General features: G+C 46.5%; 15 protein-coding genes and 4 pseudogenes. 7 read left to right on the forward strand and 12 right to left on the reverse strand.

Annotation, left to right across the window (positions count from 1 at the left end; translation table 11 throughout):
* Positions 1-70: 70 nt before the first annotated feature.
* Positions 71-922, reverse strand: a complete 852-nt coding sequence (locus RID53_RS18095; protein WP_446389422.1) for an alpha/beta fold hydrolase — start codon at positions 920-922, stop codon at positions 71-73.
* A gap of 112 nt (positions 923-1,034) precedes the next feature.
* Between RID53_RS18095 and RID53_RS18100 the strand changes: the two genes are divergently transcribed.
* On the forward strand, positions 1,035-1,229 hold the full coding sequence (locus RID53_RS18100; protein WP_446389423.1) for a hypothetical protein: 195 nt from the start codon (positions 1,035-1,037) through the stop codon (positions 1,227-1,229).
* Between the two features lie 124 nt (positions 1,230-1,353).
* Here RID53_RS18100 and RID53_RS18105 read toward each other — a convergent pair whose 3' ends face one another.
* From RID53_RS18105 to RID53_RS18130, 6 genes are all read right to left on the reverse strand, one after another.
* A complete protein-coding gene (locus RID53_RS18105; protein ID WP_446389424.1) occupies positions 1,354-2,430 on the reverse strand; it encodes a calcium/sodium antiporter in 1,077 nt (358 codons plus the stop codon).
* Positions 2,431-2,796: 366 nt separating this feature from the next.
* A complete protein-coding gene (gene larB, locus RID53_RS18110; protein WP_446389425.1) occupies positions 2,797-3,573 on the reverse strand; it encodes a nickel pincer cofactor biosynthesis protein LarB in 777 nt (258 codons plus the stop codon).
* A 119-nt stretch (positions 3,574-3,692) separates the two neighbouring features.
* On the reverse strand, positions 3,693-4,706 hold the full coding sequence (locus tag RID53_RS18115; protein ID WP_446389426.1) for a GAF domain-containing protein: 1,014 nt from the start codon (positions 4,704-4,706) through the stop codon (positions 3,693-3,695).
* A gap of 671 nt (positions 4,707-5,377) precedes the next feature.
* On the reverse strand, positions 5,378-5,647 hold the full coding sequence (locus RID53_RS18120) for a YciI family protein (RefSeq protein ID WP_446389427.1): 270 nt from the start codon (positions 5,645-5,647) through the stop codon (positions 5,378-5,380).
* Positions 5,648-5,695: 48 nt separating this feature from the next.
* On the reverse strand, positions 5,696-8,146 hold the full coding sequence (gene pheT / locus RID53_RS18125; RefSeq protein ID WP_446389428.1) for a phenylalanine--tRNA ligase subunit beta: 2,451 nt from the start codon (positions 8,144-8,146) through the stop codon (positions 5,696-5,698).
* A gap of 141 nt (positions 8,147-8,287) precedes the next feature.
* Positions 8,288-8,479: a hypothetical protein gene (locus RID53_RS18130; protein WP_446389429.1), complete on the reverse strand. Its 192-nt coding sequence runs from the start codon at positions 8,477-8,479 to the stop codon at positions 8,288-8,290.
* 320 nt (positions 8,480-8,799) lie between these two features.
* Between RID53_RS18130 and RID53_RS18135 the strand changes: the two genes are divergently transcribed.
* Together RID53_RS18135 and RID53_RS18140 are read left to right on the forward strand one after the other, a co-directional pair.
* Positions 8,800-10,440, forward strand: coding sequence for a protein kinase domain-containing protein (locus RID53_RS18135; protein ID WP_446389430.1), 1,641 nt, complete (start codon positions 8,800-8,802; stop codon positions 10,438-10,440).
* 200 nt (positions 10,441-10,640) lie between these two features.
* Positions 10,641-10,991: pseudogene (locus RID53_RS18140) on the forward strand (endonuclease dU); the annotation flags it as partial.
* Positions 10,992-11,003: 12 nt separating this feature from the next.
* Here RID53_RS18140 and RID53_RS18145 read toward each other — a convergent pair.
* Entirely contained in the window at positions 11,004-12,215 is a 1,212-nt protein-coding gene (locus tag RID53_RS18145) for an RNA-guided endonuclease InsQ/TnpB family protein (RefSeq protein ID WP_446389431.1), read from the reverse strand.
* Positions 12,216-12,297: 82 nt separating this feature from the next.
* Here RID53_RS18145 and RID53_RS18150 point away from each other — a divergent pair.
* Both RID53_RS18150 and RID53_RS18155 read left to right on the forward strand, forming a co-directional pair.
* Positions 12,298-12,534, forward strand: a pseudogene (locus tag RID53_RS18150) (endonuclease dU); the annotation flags it as partial.
* Positions 12,535-12,833: 299 nt separating this feature from the next.
* A complete protein-coding gene (locus RID53_RS18155; protein ID WP_446389432.1) occupies positions 12,834-13,229 on the forward strand; it encodes a DUF1816 domain-containing protein in 396 nt (131 codons plus the stop codon).
* A gap of 10 nt (positions 13,230-13,239) precedes the next feature.
* Here RID53_RS18155 and RID53_RS18160 read toward each other — a convergent pair whose 3' ends face one another.
* The 4 genes from RID53_RS18160 to RID53_RS18175 form a co-directional block, all read right to left on the reverse strand.
* Positions 13,240-13,968, reverse strand: a complete 729-nt coding sequence (locus RID53_RS18160) for a Stp1/IreP family PP2C-type Ser/Thr phosphatase (protein ID WP_446389433.1) — start codon at positions 13,966-13,968, stop codon at positions 13,240-13,242.
* A 34-nt stretch (positions 13,969-14,002) separates the two neighbouring features.
* A complete protein-coding gene (locus RID53_RS18165) occupies positions 14,003-15,706 on the reverse strand; it encodes an ABC1 kinase family protein (RefSeq protein WP_446389439.1) in 1,704 nt (567 codons plus the stop codon).
* 514 nt (positions 15,707-16,220) lie between these two features.
* The gene (locus RID53_RS18170; RefSeq protein ID WP_446389434.1) at positions 16,221-16,550 is read right to left on the reverse strand and encodes a DUF6825 family protein; all 330 of its coding nucleotides are present in this window, start codon (positions 16,548-16,550) and stop codon (positions 16,221-16,223) included.
* Between the two features lie 190 nt (positions 16,551-16,740).
* Positions 16,741-18,087 carry a serine/threonine protein kinase gene (locus tag RID53_RS18175; protein ID WP_446389435.1) on the reverse strand — a complete coding sequence of 449 codons (1,347 nt, stop codon included), beginning with the start codon at positions 18,085-18,087 and terminating at the stop codon, positions 16,741-16,743.
* Positions 18,088-18,316: 229 nt separating this feature from the next.
* Between RID53_RS18175 and RID53_RS18180 the strand changes: the two are divergent.
* Positions 18,317-18,412: pseudogene (locus tag RID53_RS18180) on the forward strand (transposase); the annotation flags it as partial.
* A gap of 22 nt (positions 18,413-18,434) precedes the next feature.
* Positions 18,435-18,631: pseudogene (locus RID53_RS18185) on the forward strand (IS200/IS605 family accessory protein TnpB-related protein); the annotation flags it as partial.

Below are 18,631 nucleotides of genomic sequence, written 5' to 3' on the forward strand. Positions count from 1 at the left end.
GCAGGGGGAGCAATGTAGAGACGTGCCATGGCACGTCTGGGAGCTGGGGGAGAAAAAATTAACGTTCTTTTCACCCCTTGAGATCAACAACTTGAGGGTGGCGTTGAATCCAATCATCAATATCACGGAGTACCTGATTGGGAATTTCCCACGGAAACAGGTGAGCCGTATGAGGATAACAACGCCACTCAGATTCTTGTAGGTGTTGAGCCGTTTCTTGACTCGATTGAGCGGTAATGTGGCGATCCGCTTCTCCCGCTAATACCAGACAGGGACATTGAATTTGTTCTAGGTCAGCCAGTCTATTGTATCTCGCTTTCAATGCTTGGTTAAGGGCATCAGTCGCCGCCTTAGAGGTTTGCAGATAGGCGACTAAGGCTTTCTCTGCCAAATACTGATAAGCTGTGGCACTATGGTTTTGGATGAGATAGCGGTAGAGCGATCGCTTGCCAAAGGTTTCAATGTTCCACCGCCATCCTGGAGAGACACGATTCAAGATAGAGGCGATCCCAGTATAGAGATTATCCTGCCATGCGATCGCAGGATGATTTCCTCTAGGTCGTGCGGCTGTGGCGATTAAAATTAAACCCCTCACTCTCTCAGGTAGCCTTAGTGCTAATTCCATGGCGAGAATCCCACCTAAAGACCAGCCGAGAACTAAACAACGATTGATCTGGAAACGGTTAAGTAAATTCTCCAAATCTATTAGGTGGTCGCTCATCTGAAACGCTTCTAAGGTACGACTGCGACCATATCCTCGCAAGTCAGGAGACAAGGTTTGGAATCGTTGAGATAGGTGGTCAGTAAAAACCGACATACAACGCCCCGATCCCGGATGACCGTGCAGGCAGAGAATTGGAAAGCCTTGACCTTGGCAATAAACATGAAGTTGAACCGATTCCGAGATTTTACCTATCGACAACGTGTTAAACTCCTGCCTAAAAGTTATTGACAAATCCGTGAAATTGCTGTTTACGATCAGCATTGTAGCGGATGACAATTGACATAACGGTTGATTAAGTTCGATTCAAGTTATGTCTTCACAATTGCATCAATTCCAATCCTCCAAATTGACCCAAAATCAAAAAGCCTTGCTTAAATTACAATACCAGACTGTACACTTAGCTACAGATGATAAGTTCGAGGCATGGCTAATGACTTTAGAAGAACAGTGGACACCGGAAATCGCCGCTTGTCTTCAGGGTAAATTCCCAGATTGGCGCAGCTAGTGCAGTGCGGCAGAGCTGGGGAAGTAGAGACGTAGCATGCTACGTCTGGGAGCAGAGGAGATCAGCAAAACTATGTCCTCGAAGGTCGTGAAGGGTCAACACTCAACACTTCTCCCGTTAAGTATCAAGTTTTGCGGAAGGAACGAATCGCCAGAATAAGCAGTGTTATGAGAGTCAACGGCATCACAAATAGGAGCATGATCGCGCTAAATTCTTCTAACGCATCATGTTCAGTGGCGTTGAGAAACAAATACATCGTATAAGCAACATAGTATGCCAGAAACAGAATTCCTTCCCAGCGAGCAATACGATAGCCCGTAAAGAAAATTGGCAGGCAAGCGACAGCGACAGCAATCATGACCGGAATGTCAAAATTTGTAGCAGGCATGGATACAGCGATGCCATCAGGGGCAACAACACTACACACTCCCAACACCAATAGGAGATTAAAAATATTACTGCCAACGGCATTCCCAACGGCAATATCCCGTTCACCTCGAATACCCGCTGCAATGGACGTGGCAATTTCGGGTAGCGAAGTTCCGGCTGCAACAATGGTTAAGCCGATAATTAATTCACTGACCCCAAGGGCTTGGGCGATATCGACAGAACCTTGAATCAGGTTGTTTGATCCCAGTACCAACAAGCCTATACCACCAATAATTAGTCCGAGGTTGAGTAAGATTGGATAGATTCCTCGGCGAGAGCGGTGATTACTGCTTTCTGAAGAACTTTCCTGGGCTTGGCTTTCTCGACGTCCTTGGTAAAGGGTAAATAGAGTGTAAGCGATCGCTCCCATAACCAAGAAAATCCCATCTCCCCGACTCAGTTTACCATCCCACCCCATTAACCACACCAGGAAGGATACTCCAGTCATGACAGGCGCATCAAGTCGCACCAACTGTCGCGAGACAATCAGCGGGGCAACGGCGGCGGAACTGCCTAGAATCAGCAAAATATTGGCAATGTTGCTGCCAACAACGTTACCAATGGCAATATCTGCTTGTCCGGCGTAGCTAGACTGTACAGATACGGCTAATTCCGGAGCGCTGGTGCCATAGGCAACAACCGTTAATCCCACAACTAGGGGTGAAAGTCCAGCCGCTACAGCTAATTGGGATGCTCCCCGTACCAGAATTTCGGCTCCGGCGATCAACAAAACAAAGCCGCTAATCAATAATACTATAGTGATGGCATCCATCAGAGTTTATCCGGTGTGGGAACAGATCACAGGGTATGGGTTGATGACATTAATGTCAAAGTTAGGCTCTGGTAGCGATGCCTCTACCAACCAGGATAACCTACCATCAAACTCTATTTTGGAAAACCTATTCAAGACTTCAATTAGGATAAGCTAAACTTTTGTGATCAAGGAATTGGTTGGAAATTTCCTTTAATTAAGATTTCGGTTTATTGGTGCAAGTTTTTACTCAAAATCTTGATTGTAACAGTAAACGCATTTTTTTGTTCCCTGTGACACACCGAGCGTGTTACCGAGCGCAGTTCGACCAGGCTCACTGACCATCGAGGTAAATCGAGGTGTTCCCTATTCCCTGTTCCTCATTCCCTATTCCCTCAATAACTTCTGCGTCGTCCGCAGAATTTGACCTGCTAGAATTGCCGCCCCAAAACCATTATCAATATTCACCACACCCACTCCCGGCGCACATGAATTAAGCATAGTTAAAAGAGGAGCAAGTCCACCAAAACTGGCACCATAGCCGATACTTGTAGGAACTGCAATAACTGGAGAATCAGCTAAACCTGCTACAACACTAGGTAACGCTCCTTCCATCCCGGCTACGACAATCAGCACATTGGCTTCAGCAATGACCTGTTGATGACTCAGCAAGCGGTGGAGTCCCGCTACACCCACATCCCAAAGACGCTGTACCTGAAACCCACACAGTTGAGCCGTAACTGCTGCTTCTTCAGCAACCCATAAGTCAGAGGTTCCCGCACAAATAATTCCTATCGTTCCTGGAAAATTGGATGGAATAGTTTCGGGCGCGATCGCACAAATCCGGGCAGTGGGATAATAGTGGATATCGGGGACTGTAACTTGGAGTTGGGCAAACACATCAGGATCAATGCGAGTTGCCATCACCACTGAATTACGTTGTCGCATTGCTGCCATAATTTGAGCAATTTGGTCAGGTGTTTTACCTAAACCCCATATTACCTCTGGAAAACCTGTTCTCAAGGTGCGATGATGGTCAACTTTAGCAAAGTTACTAACGGACTCAAAGGGAAAATGTTTCAGTTTATCTAAAGCAACTGCCGGACTTGTTTCGCCAGCAGCCACTGATTCGAGCAAAATTTTTATGGCTTGAGGTTGAGTCATGATTTATTCAACTATTAAAGTGTTATTATTTTTTTAAACAACCATAAAGCTGGAGTTAGGGATGATTTGAGGCTGGATTTACATAGATGATTTTAACCTATAGCGATTTTTTATTAGCGTCAAATTACGCGGAGTGCCCCGATGATAACAAACCGACCGTAAAGTTTAGTTCGGTTTCCGTAAACTTCCACATTAATCAAACTCCTATCTTTACGCTGTCCTTTGAATCGACAGTACAGATTTTTACTTTGACCCTGAATGCAGCTATAGATTTGTTGTTCAACAAACTTACGATTGTCTAGGCATACGAGTTCAAGAACAGATTCTAAGGAGATCAGTTCTCCAAAAGTATAGCCAAAAGTTTCGGCTAATCTAGGATTGACGTATAGAAAATTCCCTTCTCCAAACAGGATATACATGCCAATTCGGGAAAATTCTTTCTCGCTGAAGGGTTGAGTTACACTTTGACGAGATTGAGCAGTTGTTTTCTGTTGAGCCTGCTTTAATTCTAAGTCTAATTCTTGCTGCTGACGTTCATGATAGAGTCGAGCATTGTCAAGCACCAATGCCATAGATTCTGCTGTGATTTGCATTAGATGAGCCGCTTCCGGACTAAAATGTCCGGCTTTTGAGTGGGTTAATGTGAGAATTCCTAAGACTTCTTTACCCATTAAAATCGGAACGCCAAGGGCGGAGCGAACGGTGTAAGGTTGATTGGGTAAGGTCAACCAACGCTCGTCCTCGATCGTATCAGTAATGAGTCCCAGTTTGCGGTGACGATAGACCCAACCCGCTAGACCTTTATCCAACACTTGACCAATCAGCCGTTGCTTTTGTCCTCGTAGCGTCGCACCACGAGCTAGAATACTTTCGGTGACAACGCCATTGGTATCAAGTAAGAACAAACTACTGGATTCCGCCCGAGTTAGCTTAGTGCCAATTGTCACAATTTGTTGCAACATGGCTCTAACCATCAGTGTCCCCTTCGCCGCTTGCAAGGTTGTGGCAAAGGTTCTCATGAGCTGATGTTGGGCATCAAACGCCATTTTAGTCATTTTCAGTTTAATCACTTGTCGGCGTAGGGATGCCACTTCCGCCATGAGTTGTTCGTAGGACTTGTTGCGATCGCTCATTTATACCTCTATCCATTCAATGCACCTGCACTCAAATTCCTGTACGATTTCCCCCTCTGCTAGAGAGAAAGCCATAAGACAGACTCACTCCCTTGGTTTGGGGTAGAATTGAGGGTGTTCTCTAACCTCTACCAGAATTTGCTTAATCTCCCCAATAATGAGTTTAGGCGAGTTGTTGCTTACTCTGGTCAAGTTTGTCATTTTTTTGTTCAGCTTTCCATGGATTGCAGATGAAGTCCCTATCCCATGAACAAATGTAAAGCAAAGCGATCTTGATACAACCTTATGTCCTGAAACTTGTGGGTTGAGGCATGGAACCTGCTAAGGAAAGCGCATAAACTAAGTTTTAATCTGAAATCTTGTAGTTCTTACCCCCCCTGATCTTCATTCAGCGATCATCCTTTTAAAGGTGATGTAAGTGGGGGACACAATTAAAGTTAACGGTTGAGATTAGGGAACAGGGAACTCTTAACAGGGAACAGTAAGGGTTTGAGGGCGATTTACAGAACTTAATACAGTACTGTTTTCTTTTGTCCGACTACTTAGTGAGGAATCGCCACACTTATAGGGCGGTGAGGATGTCAATTTTAATCCGATAGAACAATGGAAAATCTTAGCAGAAACTGCTGTAAAAGATTTTAGTGGTTTTCTGGACTCATGTCGCTGCTACCCTAAAATGCCTGAATCCATTCTTTCACGTCGTACTCTGTCCAAATCCCATTTTGCCAATAGGGATCAGCCTCAATCAATTGGCGCACGGTGGCTTCATCTTCAGCGTCATAAATACCAAACACTTTGGTTAAATCTTTGGTTGGACCAATCGTAACTAACACTCCGGATTCTTTTTGTTGAGTTAAACCATCCAGATGCGCTTGACGATGAGGAGCGCGTTTTTCTAATACGTCCTCACAATAGCTTCCCCACATTACGTATTTGGGCATAACAAGTCAACTGTTAACAAATGACAAAGGACAAATGACATAAGACACTTAACTTCTCAGGCTAACGCCAAATTTTTCTAATAAGGCGTCTCGAACCTTCTGGTGGGCAGATTCCACTTCTTTGTCCTTCAGCGTGCGATCGCCTGCGCGATAAATTAACCTGAAAGCCAGACTGCGCTGTCCTTCTGGCACTCGTTCCCCGCGATATTCATCGAATAATTGCACCGATTCCAATAAGGTTCCGGCGGCTTGTTGGGTGGTGCGTTGAATGTCGGCGACGGAAACCGTATCGGCGACAAAAAAGGCAATATCTCTGTCTGCGGCTGGGAATGTGGAATAAACCGAAAATCTTGGTGTCAATTTTTCATCTTGGGCAAGGGCATTTAACATGACATCCAAGTCTAATTCAAACCCATAAACTTGATCCGGTAAACTCAATTCGGCGCGAAGCTGGGGATGCAGTTGCCCGAATCTGCCCAAGCGATCGCCTTGTATCCATAAGGAAGCGGTACGCCCTGGATGCAGGCGCGAATCCTGGTGATCGGGTTGATATTCCACAGTTAACCCTAAGCGTTCAAAGACGCTTTCGATGATTCCCTTTGCCTCATACCAACTCATCGGTGCATCTTGTCCGCCTCTAGTCCATTTCCCCTGACTGGGATCACCGCCCAAAATTCCCGCCACGCGATCGCCCTCAGCAAATCCGTCTTCGTCGCGCCAGAAAATTCGCCCGATTTCAAACCCATTCAATACCCCATTCCCTTGTTCGAGGTTGTACTGGGCGACTTCGATTAATCCTGAGAGTAAGTCAGTCCGCAGGGCGGAATATTCCACAAATAGGGGATTTGACAGGCTAATTTGTTCTCCTTTTTCTTCCGGTTTCACTAGGGAATATTGCAGCAATTCCGTTAATCCCGCCGCCCGGAACGCTTCCCGAATCTTGCGGATTAAAACCTGGTCAATCGATAGATAACCGGGTTCAGTTTTCGGGGGTAAATCTTCACAAAACTTATCATAGCCGTAGAGACGGGCAACTTCTTCAATCAGATCGATTTCCCGTTCTAAGTCTCGGTAGCGGTAGGGGGGAACGGTAACGATCCATTTCACCGCCTCGTCGGATTCTACGGACTGAAGTTGACATCCCAACGCCGTGAGAATGCGTTCAACATCCTCAGGCTGAATGTCACCAATCTCATCACCCAAATCCACTGGACCGAGTACCTGATTCACCCGTTCTAGGCGTAATTCAATCGAGCGCACCCAACTGTCTGGATCAGGGCGGGTATCGGCTACTTCTTGGACAATCGGCTTACCCTGGGCGAGTTCTTGAATTAACGCGATCGCTCGTTTCGCCGCAATCCCTAATTCCGCTTGATTGACGCCCCGTTCGTAACGGGTGGATGCCTCCGTGCGTAAGCCTTGAGAGCGGGCGGAACGACGAATGGCAACGGGTTCAAACAGGGCGGCTTCGAGAACTAGATTCTCTGTTCCCTCATGGACTTCGGTTTCCTCTCCCCCCATCACACCTCCCAGCGCCACGGGGCGATCATTGGCAGTAATTAACAGAGTTTGGGAATGAAGGGTGCGGGATTGACCATCTAAAGTGGTTAATGATTCCTCGCCCTTAGCAAAGCGAACCCCGATGGTTAAGGATTTGTCACCTGCTACTTGTTGTAAGCGATCGCGATCAAAGGCGTGGAGAGGCTGACCCCATTCCAACAGGATATAGTTGGTAATATCTACAACATTATTAATCGGTCGTACACCAGCGGCTTGTAAACGCTGTTTTAACCAGGTTGGCGATGGTTGAATTTTCACGCCTTCAATAACTGTACCGATATAAGCAGGACAAGCTTTCGGGTCGGAAATTTTCAACGTCAACCCACCAGTGCCTTGAGGAATCGTCAACTCCGGCGTTTTCGGCAAGCTCAAGGATGCACCCGTCAAAGCAGCCACTTCGCGAGCCACCCCAACCATACTCAACGCATCCGCCCGATTCGCTGTTGCCGTCAAATCCAGGATCACATCCGTAAGTCCCAGGAGAGGACGAGCATCACTCCCCACTTGTAGCGTCTGTGCCTCAAAAATGTGAATCCCATCCGACTCTTTTTCCAAGCCAACTTCTGCCAAGGAACAAATCATCCCCTCAGAACGTACCCCCCGCAGTTTGGAGGAGCGAATTTTCAAATCAACCGTTGGCAGGTAAGTGCCTACCGTTGCTACAGGGACATAAGCCTCTGCCCGGACATTAGCTGCGCCACAGACAATGGTGACTGGATCATTGGCGTCTCCAATATCCACTTTAGTGACTCTCAGCTTATCGGCATTAGGGTGGGGTTGCACATCCAGAACCTTCCCCACAACTACGCCATCGGCTAACTGCCGCTGATCCTCAATATCCTCGACCTCAAATCCAGCATTGGTGAGAATTTCCGCAATTTCTTGGGGAGCTAGGGTCACATCCACCAGTTCCCGCAGCCAATTTAAAGAGATACGCATTAATTTCTTGCTTTTACCGACCTCAGCTTAGATGCAGTTCCGCGACTGTTGATCTCACTATACCCGATTTGTTATTCGTCATTGGTCATTGGTCATTGGTCATTGGTCATTGGTCATTGGTCATTGGTCATTGGTCATTTGTCATTCGTCCTCAGCTTCCCCATCTCCCCCATCTTCCCCATCTTCCCCATCTCCCCCATCTTCCCCATCTCCCTCATCTCCCTCATCTTCCCCAGCTCCCCCAGCTCCCCCAGCTCCCCCATCTCCCTCATCTCCCTCATCTCCCTCAGCTTCCCCAGCTCCCCCAGCTCCCTCAGCTCCCAGACGTAGCATGCTACGTCTCTACATGCTCCCCCGGCTTGCCACACTTTACCAATTCTTCACAAACAGAGGACAATCTTTATCAAGACTTTATCCAAAAAAGACTCAAATCAATGCGTTATTTGGGCATCTGTGCCTAAACGACAGGGTAAATTAAGATATCCTGTAGATAGATAAGATTGCTTACCAAGGCTTACCAAAGCGAGGGTGCATTCGGCGGTGCGTTTCCCACTAAAGTCAACTATAGATCTTAATAGATAAGCCGGGTGCTTCGATCACAATTGAGAAAGCTTTCGTCCTAGCCCGGACAAACGCCCCATTGGTGATGCTGAATGAGCTACTGCCTAAATCCTGACTGTCCTCAGCCCAAAAATCCGCTGCACGTCACTAGCTGTCAGGCGTGTGGTCATCCTATTATGTTGCGAAATCGCTATCGTGTGCTAAAAACCCTAGGTCAAGGCGGATTTGGCGCTACGTTTTTAGCCAGAGATGAGTCTCTTCCTGGCAATCCCAGTTGCGTCATTAAACAACTTCGTCCCGCAACAACCACATCACAGGTTCTGGAAATGGCTCAAAAGCTATTTGAGCGAGAAGCCAGAACCCTCGGCAAGATTGGCAATCATCCTCAAGTGCCCCGACTGTTGGATTTTTTTCAAGACAATCAGCAGTTTTATTTGGTACAGGAGTATATTAGTGGACTCACGTTACAGCAAGAAATTAAACAATGTGGTCCCCTCTCAGAAGCCGGGGTCAAGCAATTTCTGAGTGAAGTTCTCCCCCTGATTAAATATATCCATAGCCAAGAGGTGATCCACCGGGATATCAAACCGGCTAATTTAATTCGACGAGAGCAAGACCGAAAACTGGTCTTGATTGACTTTGGTGCGGTTAAAGATGAAGTCAACCAAGCCGCCGTTGCCAATACCTCTGATCAAACCGCCTTGACAAATTTTGCCATTGGGACTCCCGGTTTTGCTCCGCCGGAACAAATGGCATTGCGACCCGTTTATGCCAGTGACATTTATGCTCTCGGCGTAACTAGCGTATATTTACTCACCGGAAAATCGCCAAAAGATTTAGATTACAATCCCTCAACTGGTGAAATGGTCTGGCGTAAATCTGTGCAAGTCAGCGATCATTTTGCGAATGTGTTGAAAAAAATGCTGGAGGCTTCTGTTCGTCATCGCTATCAAACGGCAGAAGAGATTCTCAGAGCGCTAGACTTAGAACCTTATTTTGATAGTTTGGTTCAAGGAATGGCAATGCCGACCTCTGGGCTATCGAATACAAATACAAATGGCAATTCCACCGAAGTTCAAGAGGTAGACTCGCCCAGTTCTCCTTCCTCTCCTTCATCGGCGACCCAGAAGTTAGCGGCGGCGATTCGTAGGCGTCGTGAACGACGAGAACGTAGTCGTCCGGGTTCTCCCAACACCATGGGTAATGGTAATCCCCGCAGTCAATTTATATCGAGGTCAGTGACAGAAGTTAATATGGGGAATGTACCATCGAGCCAAAGTTTTGCTACCAGTAGACCCAAAAAACTTGATGCTAATGGTGTGTTAACAGCATATATGAAAGGTCGGAGAGATTTTGCGTCCCATGATTTAAGTGGGTTGGATTTACAAAAATCGGATTTATCTGGCGGGATTTTTTACCAGTCCAAGTTAACTCGCATTAATTTACAAGGTGCTGATTTATCCAGTGCTGATTTTGGTCAGGCAAGCTTAACTCGGGCAAATTTGCGAGATGCCAATTTAGGACGGGCTTATTTGAGCAATTCGGATTTAGAGGGGGCAGATTTACGCGGGGCAGATTTAAGTTTTGCTTATCTGAATCATGCCAATCTTAAGGGGGCAAATCTCTGTGGCGCGAATCTTGCCAATGCCAAAATTACGGAGGAACAGTTAGCTTTAGCTAAAACGAATTGGGCAACAATTATGCCGAATGGCAAGCGGGGTCTTTGGTCATAGCATGAGAAGGCAGAGGACAGAAGGCAGAAGGCAGAAGGCTTCCAGGAGTCGATGGAAAAAGTCCCAAAGTTTAAAAGGGGGTTCTTTAAGCGGGTTTGGTATCTATTTGTTTTCTGTCCTTTGTCCTTTGTGATTCGTCTTATGTCATTGAACTAATATCAGTACCTTAACATTGATATTGGTTGGCTCAATGGCACTCTATGGAACTTGATGATCTTGTGCGACTCAATCGCGTCATTCGCGTCATTGGCTTTGACGACGCACCGTTTTCTCGTCATGCAAGCGCCAAAGTGTCCATTGCGGGAGTGGTTTGTGCGGGAACGCGCTTTGAGGGGATGGTTTGGGGAGAAGTGGAACGAGATGGCTGGGATGCGACGGATAGGATTGTTCAGTTATTAGTGGGGCGGAAGTTCTTACCCCAACTCCATGTTTTGCTGCTGGATGGTATTGGTTTTGGTGGCTTTAATTTGATAGACTTGCCCCAGCTTTGCGATCGCCTGAGTCTTCCCTGTGTGTCTCTGATGCGGCGTATGCCTAATGTAGAAGCATTGACACTCCCCGCCCTACAAGTGCGGGGATTCTTTGCTCATCAACTCAGCTTGCCTTGACAGGATTTCTCCAATCAAGGTAGAGGCTAAATCTCCCAAAGCGTTTGGATCTAAGATCCGAGTTCCGACATGCCCTGCCGTACTCAATGCTAATTTCAGAATATTAATAGCAGCGTTCCAGTCCCGATCTAAAATACATCCACACCGACAAACATGAGTTCTAGTGGATAGAGACTTCTTGACCACTGCGCTACAGCTAGAGCATTTTTGAGAAGTGTAAGCCGGATTAACTGCAATAGTTATTTTGCCAAACTTAACTCCGAAATACTCTAACCACTTTCTGAACTGATACCAACCTGCATCATTAATCGACTTAGCTAAACAGTGATTCTTGACTAGATTTTTTATACTCAAATCTTCATAGGCAACCCAATCGTTAGATTGGATTACGCAACGTGCCACTCTCTTGGCATGTTCTTCACGCTGCCTACTTATTTTGAGGTGAAATCGCCCTAGCTTATTAATGGCTTTTTTTCGGTTGGTTGAGCCTTTCTCCTTGCGTGAAACTCTTCTCTGAAAGAAGCTTAGACGTTTTTCTCCTTTTCGATAAAACTGGGGAACTGGCTCTTTATAGCCATTACTATCGGTATAGAACTCTTTAAGTCCTACATCTAACCCAATGGCTTTCCCTGTTGGCTGAATTTCTACTCTGTTCTCAGCATTGACCAAGAATTGAACGTAGTAACCATCAGCACGGCGGACTAATCTTACCCGCTTGATTGACCCAAGTTGATAGAAGTTTAAGTCATAAGTTCCTTTGAGCTTAAGCTTGCCGATTCCTTTCTTGTCCGTGAAGGTTATTTGCTTGCGAGTTTCAGAAAGCTTCCAGCCGCTAGTCTTGTATTCAACTGAGCGGCAGTTTTTCTTAAACTTCGGATAACCTTTTTTCCCTGGAATAGCTTTCTGGCAATTGCTGTAGAAACGAGCGATTGATGAATACGCCCTCTCTACAGCGGTTTGACAAGCATGGGAATTCAAGTCCTTAACAAAGGAAAAATCAGCTCTTAGCGTTGTATTATGGCGATACAACTCCTTTTGCCCCACACCTCGGTTATCCATCCAGTAACGGATACATTTGTTGCGGACAAATTGAGCGGTCTGAATCGCTTCATCAATCGCTGAATATTGAGTTGTTTTCCCCTTAGCCTTAAACTCAAAAACCAACATTTGACGTGGAACAACTCGGCATCAACATCATAGTACAGAAAAAGCCGTCCTAGAAGGACGAGGCTTGAGACCCACTATTCCGGTCAAACAGGCAATTCATCGTTTACCTCAACCTGAACAGCGTCTCCATCTCCTCCAACGCGCTGGAACCATTCATTCTTATCCCCCTTTCTTTTTTCAGGTTTGTGGTGCGAATCCCCAAGTTATCGCATCGGTTCTAGAGCGCGTAACGGATTGTGGCAAAGTTCCTGAAGCGTTGCGTTTAGCTCATCTGATCGGTGCGGCTGTGGTTAAGGGCGAAAGTAGCAGTTCGGCTTAGGATTAATTGGGTAATACCAAATCCGCCTTTGTCACCCCCTTTATCCATTGGTGGCTATTCCCGACACCCGATACCCGACACCCGACACCCCTTCTCTAGAAAAAAATAGTGACAATCTTCTGGGGATCTGATAACTAATACTGATGGTGGTTATAGGTTCAATGGGGCGATGTTCACAATTGCTCCCATGACAACCTTCCCCCCGGTCTCTGATATCCCCAACCGATAATCTGTCTGATTAGGGTGGGGAGTTAGAACTGTTCATCTCAAGTGTTGCTGGCTTAACAGGTAGTATCTTGTTGGATAATCGTTATTTTATTTATGAAGTCGTCGGTTTGCGTCAGAGTGCAGCTACCGACACCCTCAACTACCCCATTCGTCGGAGTAGTTCTGTCTTTATCAGAGTTCCGTACAGCCGCATGAACCAAACGATGCGGCGAATTTCTCAATTAGGTGGCAAGATTGTCAGCATACGAAGCTTAACTCTTAACACAGAGGCTCAGAGTTCCTTCGCTTGGTGGGTAGAAATTGTCACTGCTGAACCTGCGGTCACTTACTACTTTGGACCCTTTGATAGTCCAGAAGAAGCCGCGTCTTATGAAGCAGGTTACATTGAGGATTTAGAACAAGAGGGCGCTCAAGGGATCGCCGTGACGGTTAAATGGTGCAAACCCGACAATTTAACAATTTTTTAAGCTCTCTGGGTCAGATCGCGTCAATTTTGACTAGAATCACGGTGATATTGTCCCGTCCGCCTTTTTCTTTGGCGGCGGCAATTAGGTTAGCCGAGATCTCTTCGCCATCCCCATTGGACTGGAGATGGGACGCGATCGCGGTGTCTGAGAGTTCCTCAGTCAGTCCGTCGGTACAAAGGAGCAGGAAATCTCCTGACTGAATCTCCATGGACTCGACATCAACGGACTGTAAGTCCTTGCGACCTAGACATTGGGACAACACATGACGCCAGGGATGCGTTCGCGCCTGTTCTGGAGTCAGATCCCCAGCTTTCATGGCGCGTGCTACCCAGGTATGGTCATCCGTCATTTGTTCGAGTTTTAATTGTCGCCATCGATAGAGGCGAGAATCACCCACATGAGCCAGCCAAGGCTGACCTTTACGGAAGATGACCACAACAGCCGTCGTGCCCATATCTGCCCGTTCGGGATGATTTTTTTGATCCTCTAAGATCGCCTGATTAGCATCGTAGAGGGCTTGTTCCAGTAACGTTTCCGAAGGGACTGACTCTAGCCATTGCCGCTCTAAACGTGCCTGAATGACCTCTGTAGCCAGTTGGCTGGCTTCCTGTCCCCCAGCATGACCGCCCATGCCGTCGGCGACAATGAAAAAGCGTCCCTTCGGATCGATGTAGTAATAGTCCTGGTTTACGGTACGAATTAAGCCCGGGTCAGTGAGACCCGTAAAGCGACATTTCATAAAGTTTGTGCTGGCGTCAATAACCTTATGGGAGTTATAACATGCGATCGTATCGGTCGAGCCTTCGGAGTAAACGAATTAGGGCAAAAGCGATCGCGGCGGCGACTAACGCCACAACTAATGCCAGCCCGACTTGACCATTAACAAATAAGATCGTAGCTGACAATGTGAATGCACTGAGTAGTAACGCATAATTTGTTCCAATTTGAATGCTACTCATTCGGCGCAAGATGCGATCCGACTCGATAGAACGAACCCGTAGACGTATATCTCCCCGTTCTAATTTTTCAATCGTATCCTCAATCCGCCGAGGTAATCCCAACGCCGTACTACTCACTTGAGCCGCTTGGCGTCCCAATTCATTCAAGAATGTATTACCCTCAGGGCTATTACCGTTAGTCATGATTTGCAGAGCAAAAGGTTTTGCCACTTCCATAAAGTTAAATTCTGGGTCTAAGCCCTTGCCCACTCCTTCCAATGTGGAGAAGGCTCGCATCACAAACGTGAAGGTTGCCGGAAAGCGAAAGGGTTGACCATAAGCGATTTCATATAAATCGTCGCTAATTTCACTCACCGACTGTTCTTCAAAGGGCTTATCCATAAAGTGATCCAGCATATACTGGATCGAACGCCGCACCGGACCCATATCATCAACCGGAGACAGGGCACCTAATGCGACCAAAGACTCAACAACTCGACTGGCATCTTTTTGGGCAACGCCAAAGAGCGTCTGCATCAACCCTTCCCTGACATTTGCCTTAATCCGCCCCATCATGCCGAAATCATAGAAGATCAATGAGCCTTCCGGACTAACCGCAATATTGCCGGGATGGGGATCGGCATGAAAGAAACCGTCATTGAGCAACTGCTGTAGGTAAGCTCTTGCCCCTAGTTGAGCCAGCAGTTTCCGATCCAATCCAGCGGCTTCTAATGCCTCGTAGTGACTAATCTTAATTCCTGGAGCATACTCTAGGGTTAAGACTCGATTTGAGGTATAGCGCCAATAGACACGCGGAACTTTTACCCAATCGTAGGTGCGGAAATTACGGCGGAAGGTATCGGCATTGCGACCTTCACTAAGATAATCAATCTCTTCCCAAAGAATGCGACAGCATTCTTCATAAATGCCCATCCAGTCTCGACCTCGACCCCAATCGGGGTGATTTTGGAAGTAACGGGCAATCCCCTTGAGAATTTGTAGGTCTATCGTAAACAGTTTCCGCAAGCCCGGTCGTTGTACCTTGACCACAACCTCTTCTCCACTCTGGAGTTGAGCTTTGTGGACTTGTCCTAAACTGGCTGCTGCTAGAGGAATCGGATCAAAATTGTCAAAGAGTTCACTTACAGATTTCCCTAAATCTTTCTTGACAATTGCCTCGACTTGATCATAGTTAAAAGCCGGGACGCGATCCTGTAGTTTAGACAGTTCCTCTACATATTCACCAGGGAATAAGTCAGACCGAGTTGAAAATAGCTGTCCCACCTTGATAAAGGTTGGACCTAACTCTAAGAACGTATCTCGAATCCAGATTGCCTGTGTCTTACGACGAGCCGCCTGTTTTGCATCGGTCATGCCCCCTGGATAGCTCCAAGGTTTGCCGTTGAGCCACAACTGGAAGAGGAGGGTTAAAACAAATGTCCAAATATCGACAAATCGTCGATGTCGGGAATAGTTTTCCCGATTCCAACGATATGCCTTGTCTTGGTTTATCCCTCTTAGGGAACGTTGGCTAGACACCTGGCGTTCCTTATATTGCTTGAGGTTAACATAGTTATCAGAAACAGCAGACACCTAGATTCCTGAATGATGGTCTCCTCTTAATCTTAATAAAAATTCAAAATCTTTGAAAGCTAAGAACACCCCAAGCGAGTATCTGTAATATCAAATCTGGGTTGACTACCCCCTTTTTGGTAAAGACAAGGCAGATGGCTCTAAGGCAGATAGCTCCAAGGCTTCAAGGAAAAAGTACCCTAGGGATAGAGGAGATTCCAGAAGCGGATTGGTAAAAGCTGTAACGGGTGAAGGGAAAAGGGAACAGGTCACAGCCAACAGAAGATATTACAAATTGCTATGGGATTAATAAACTGATGCTAAGCGTGGCGCATGGCTCCAAATACTGACCAGCTAAAATCTCCTCTGCTCCTCTGCTCCCTGACTCCCTGGCTTGCATAGAGAAAGGTGGTCAACAACTTTTGCCGTCATGCCCACTTGCTGTTACCTCAACCTGGAAACACCGCCAGTATCACTCAAATCAACTCACTGATTGATTGCGATAGAGCTGTAGCTCAGTCCGTAAGCGAGCAATTTCAGCTCGTAACTCGTCAATAGTAGCTTGTAGGTCAACGGATTGAGAACCAGTCGAAACAGTCGTACTAGAAGAGCGATCGCCCATGGCGATTTCCATTTCCTGTTGCGCCCTTTCCATGACTTGCTCAGTAAACTGTTGCAAATGCTCTCGCTGCTCAGCATCAAATTTGCCAAGTTCGCTAAGAGCATTCGTTAAGGAGTCTTCTACGCGATCGCCCAGAGTTTGAGCTAGCGATCGTCCGACAAAAAAGGCATGAATGACTGGATTGCTCATTGGGAAAATATGGTGGGTATCTGTAACGAATTATAACGTGCTTAAAAGATTGGCGGAGAGCGGGGGAAGCTGGGGGAGACAAGGGAGAGGAAGCAGATGGGGCGGGTTTAGTCGCATCCGGATGAGCTGAAAAACGAGAATACTGAAACCCATCCCTACAAACCCGATTCCCAACTAGCGCAGCAAAGGGTCAAAACATTCCCTGTTCCCTGTTCTCTGTGCCCTTTTCTCTGACAAATTTTGGAGGTTCGGAAACGGGCCAATCGCTACGGGGAGGAAAGGTTTGTTGGGTATGCAAAATCGTTGCTCCAGGTTCACTAGGTTGATTTAGTCGTACAGCACAACCGAATCCAATCCCGGCTGACGCCGCGATCGCTCCGGTCATGAACAACGCTTGTAACGGTATTGAGGCTTTGGTTTTAGCCGTTTTGAGGGTTGAATGTAGAGACGTGCCATGGCGCGTCTTTGACCCAACGCTAGGCTCATCGGGAAACGGGTTTGTAGAGGCGGGTTGAGGAAATTTTGTTTCGCTATTGATGGTAACGTTTGTACAAAACCCGCCCTGACTCAAGGTTGAGTGTTGACTCTTTGCTCCCCTTGATGGCACAGGGTTAACCTTGAACTTGCCAGGTAGGGAACCTACTTTTGACGTTGGCTGGTTTTCCACTGGCAGAGTGGTTATCGGTTCAAGGACAGCAACAGACTCCTGAAGGGGAAGCTGCTTGAGCCAAGTGTCTATGGTTTGGGGACGGTTGTTGGGGATGAGTTCTAAACCGTACTGTAATGCTTGTTGAATGATAGGTCTTAATTTAGACGGGGCTGGCTGAGAGAGCGAGGAAAATAGACAATTGTCTCCCTTGGCTGATAACCTCTGTCGCACAGGTGCGGGTAAGGGAGGATATCCGGTGAGTAAGCAGTAGAATGTGGCGGTTAAGGCATAGATATCAGTTTGCCGCGTCGCTGTGTTTGCCAAGGTGTTGTCTTCTGGAGGAGCATAGCCAGCAGAGAGTAAGCTAGCGTAGGTTTGTTTGATGCCTGGGGTGAACTCATAGAGCATCCCAACTTCACATAACACAACGCGATCGCTATCCTGACGCCGAATAATGTTTTTGGGTTGGATATCTCGGTGTAGTAACTCGACTTGGTGTAGAACCTTTACCGCATCACTGATTTGACGGATATAGTTGATCGCCTCAGCCTCTGGCAAGGAACCCGCTTGCAGAACGTCTGTCAATGTCTGTCCGGGGATATATTCCATAACCAGGTAGGGATATCCCTTGTCCTCAAAATAGTCGAGGACGCGAACTAGATGAGGATGTTGGCAGTAGTTCAAGCGTTTGGCAATGTCTAAAAATTGCTGCTTGAATTGATTAACGTTTGCATGCTGGCGCAGCGCTGCACCTAGGGTTTTGATCACAACCGATTGACCTAACTCTGTATCGGTTGCTTTATAGGTGAGACTGAAAACACCCGCACCCAGTTGGGTACTGAGAACATATTTCCCTTTGTTTAAAGCCCGTCCTGCCTTCAAGTTCATAAAAATTCACTCCCCACAAGCACAAATAATGCTATAGCCTAGATGGAGTATTGTAAAGTTCCAATAACAATATAGTCGGATATAGTCATGTTTGGTAATATATAGACATAAAACGCTCAGACTATTTGCTCGCGGATGTACGGATTAAGAAGGTCGAAACGGAAAACCGAAAAGATTAGGCCCTAGTTAAAATCTCACGGACAATAATGCTACTAACCCAAAGACATATAATCAAAAAATTAAGCTAATTAAAAGAAGAGGTTATGGGTTAAATAATTTTGATAATTTTAGAAGAAGGGTTCTGCTTAATTGGTATTTTGGCTAGTAATTTATCATAGTTAGTCTGAAAGAGCCGTCGTTATTTAGTCAATCTCTTAGTTGACCAAGATATCACCACTTTAGTAATTGGGAAAAATGACGGTTGGAAACAAGAAGTGAACTTAGGAAAAGTCAACAATCAAAAATTTGTGACCGTTCCTCATGCTCGATTAATTGACATGATTATTTACAAATGTCAATTACTAGGAATATCGGTGATTCTTCA

The sequence above is a fragment of the Coleofasciculus sp. B1-GNL1-01 genome, from assembly GCF_040220235.1.
GTDB lineage: Bacteria > Cyanobacteriota > Cyanobacteriia > Cyanobacteriales > Coleofasciculaceae > Coleofasciculus.

Excerpts from the sequence above, each read along its gene's own strand:
- RID53_RS18100 (WP_446389423.1), top strand. The coding sequence starts at position 1,035 with ATGTCTTCACAATTGCATCAATTCCAATCCTCCAAATTGACCCAAAAT.
- RID53_RS18105 (WP_446389424.1), bottom strand. The coding sequence starts at position 2,430 with ATGGATGCCATCACTATAGTATTATTGATTAGCGGCTTTGTTTTGTTG.
- larB (WP_446389425.1), bottom strand. The coding sequence starts at position 3,573 with ATGACTCAACCTCAAGCCATAAAAATTTTGCTCGAATCAGTGGCTGCT.
- RID53_RS18115 (WP_446389426.1), bottom strand. The coding sequence starts at position 4,706 with ATGAGCGATCGCAACAAGTCCTACGAACAACTCATGGCGGAAGTGGCA.
- RID53_RS18120 (WP_446389427.1), bottom strand. The coding sequence starts at position 5,647 with ATGCCCAAATACGTAATGTGGGGAAGCTATTGTGAGGACGTATTAGAA.
- pheT (WP_446389428.1), bottom strand. The coding sequence starts at position 8,146 with ATGCGTATCTCTTTAAATTGGCTGCGGGAACTGGTGGATGTGACCCTA.
- RID53_RS18130 (WP_446389429.1), bottom strand. The coding sequence starts at position 8,479 with ATGCTACGTCTGGGAGCTGAGGGAGCTGGGGGAGCTGGGGAAGCTGAG.
- RID53_RS18135 (WP_446389430.1), top strand. The coding sequence starts at position 8,800 with ATGAGCTACTGCCTAAATCCTGACTGTCCTCAGCCCAAAAATCCGCTG.
- RID53_RS18145 (WP_446389431.1), bottom strand. The coding sequence starts at position 12,215 with ATGTTGGTTTTTGAGTTTAAGGCTAAGGGGAAAACAACTCAATATTCA.
- RID53_RS18160 (WP_446389433.1), bottom strand. The coding sequence starts at position 13,968 with ATGAAATGTCGCTTTACGGGTCTCACTGACCCGGGCTTAATTCGTACC.
- RID53_RS18170 (WP_446389434.1), bottom strand. The coding sequence starts at position 16,550 with ATGAGCAATCCAGTCATTCATGCCTTTTTTGTCGGACGATCGCTAGCT.
- RID53_RS18175 (WP_446389435.1), bottom strand. The coding sequence starts at position 18,087 with ATGAACTTGAAGGCAGGACGGGCTTTAAACAAAGGGAAATATGTTCTC.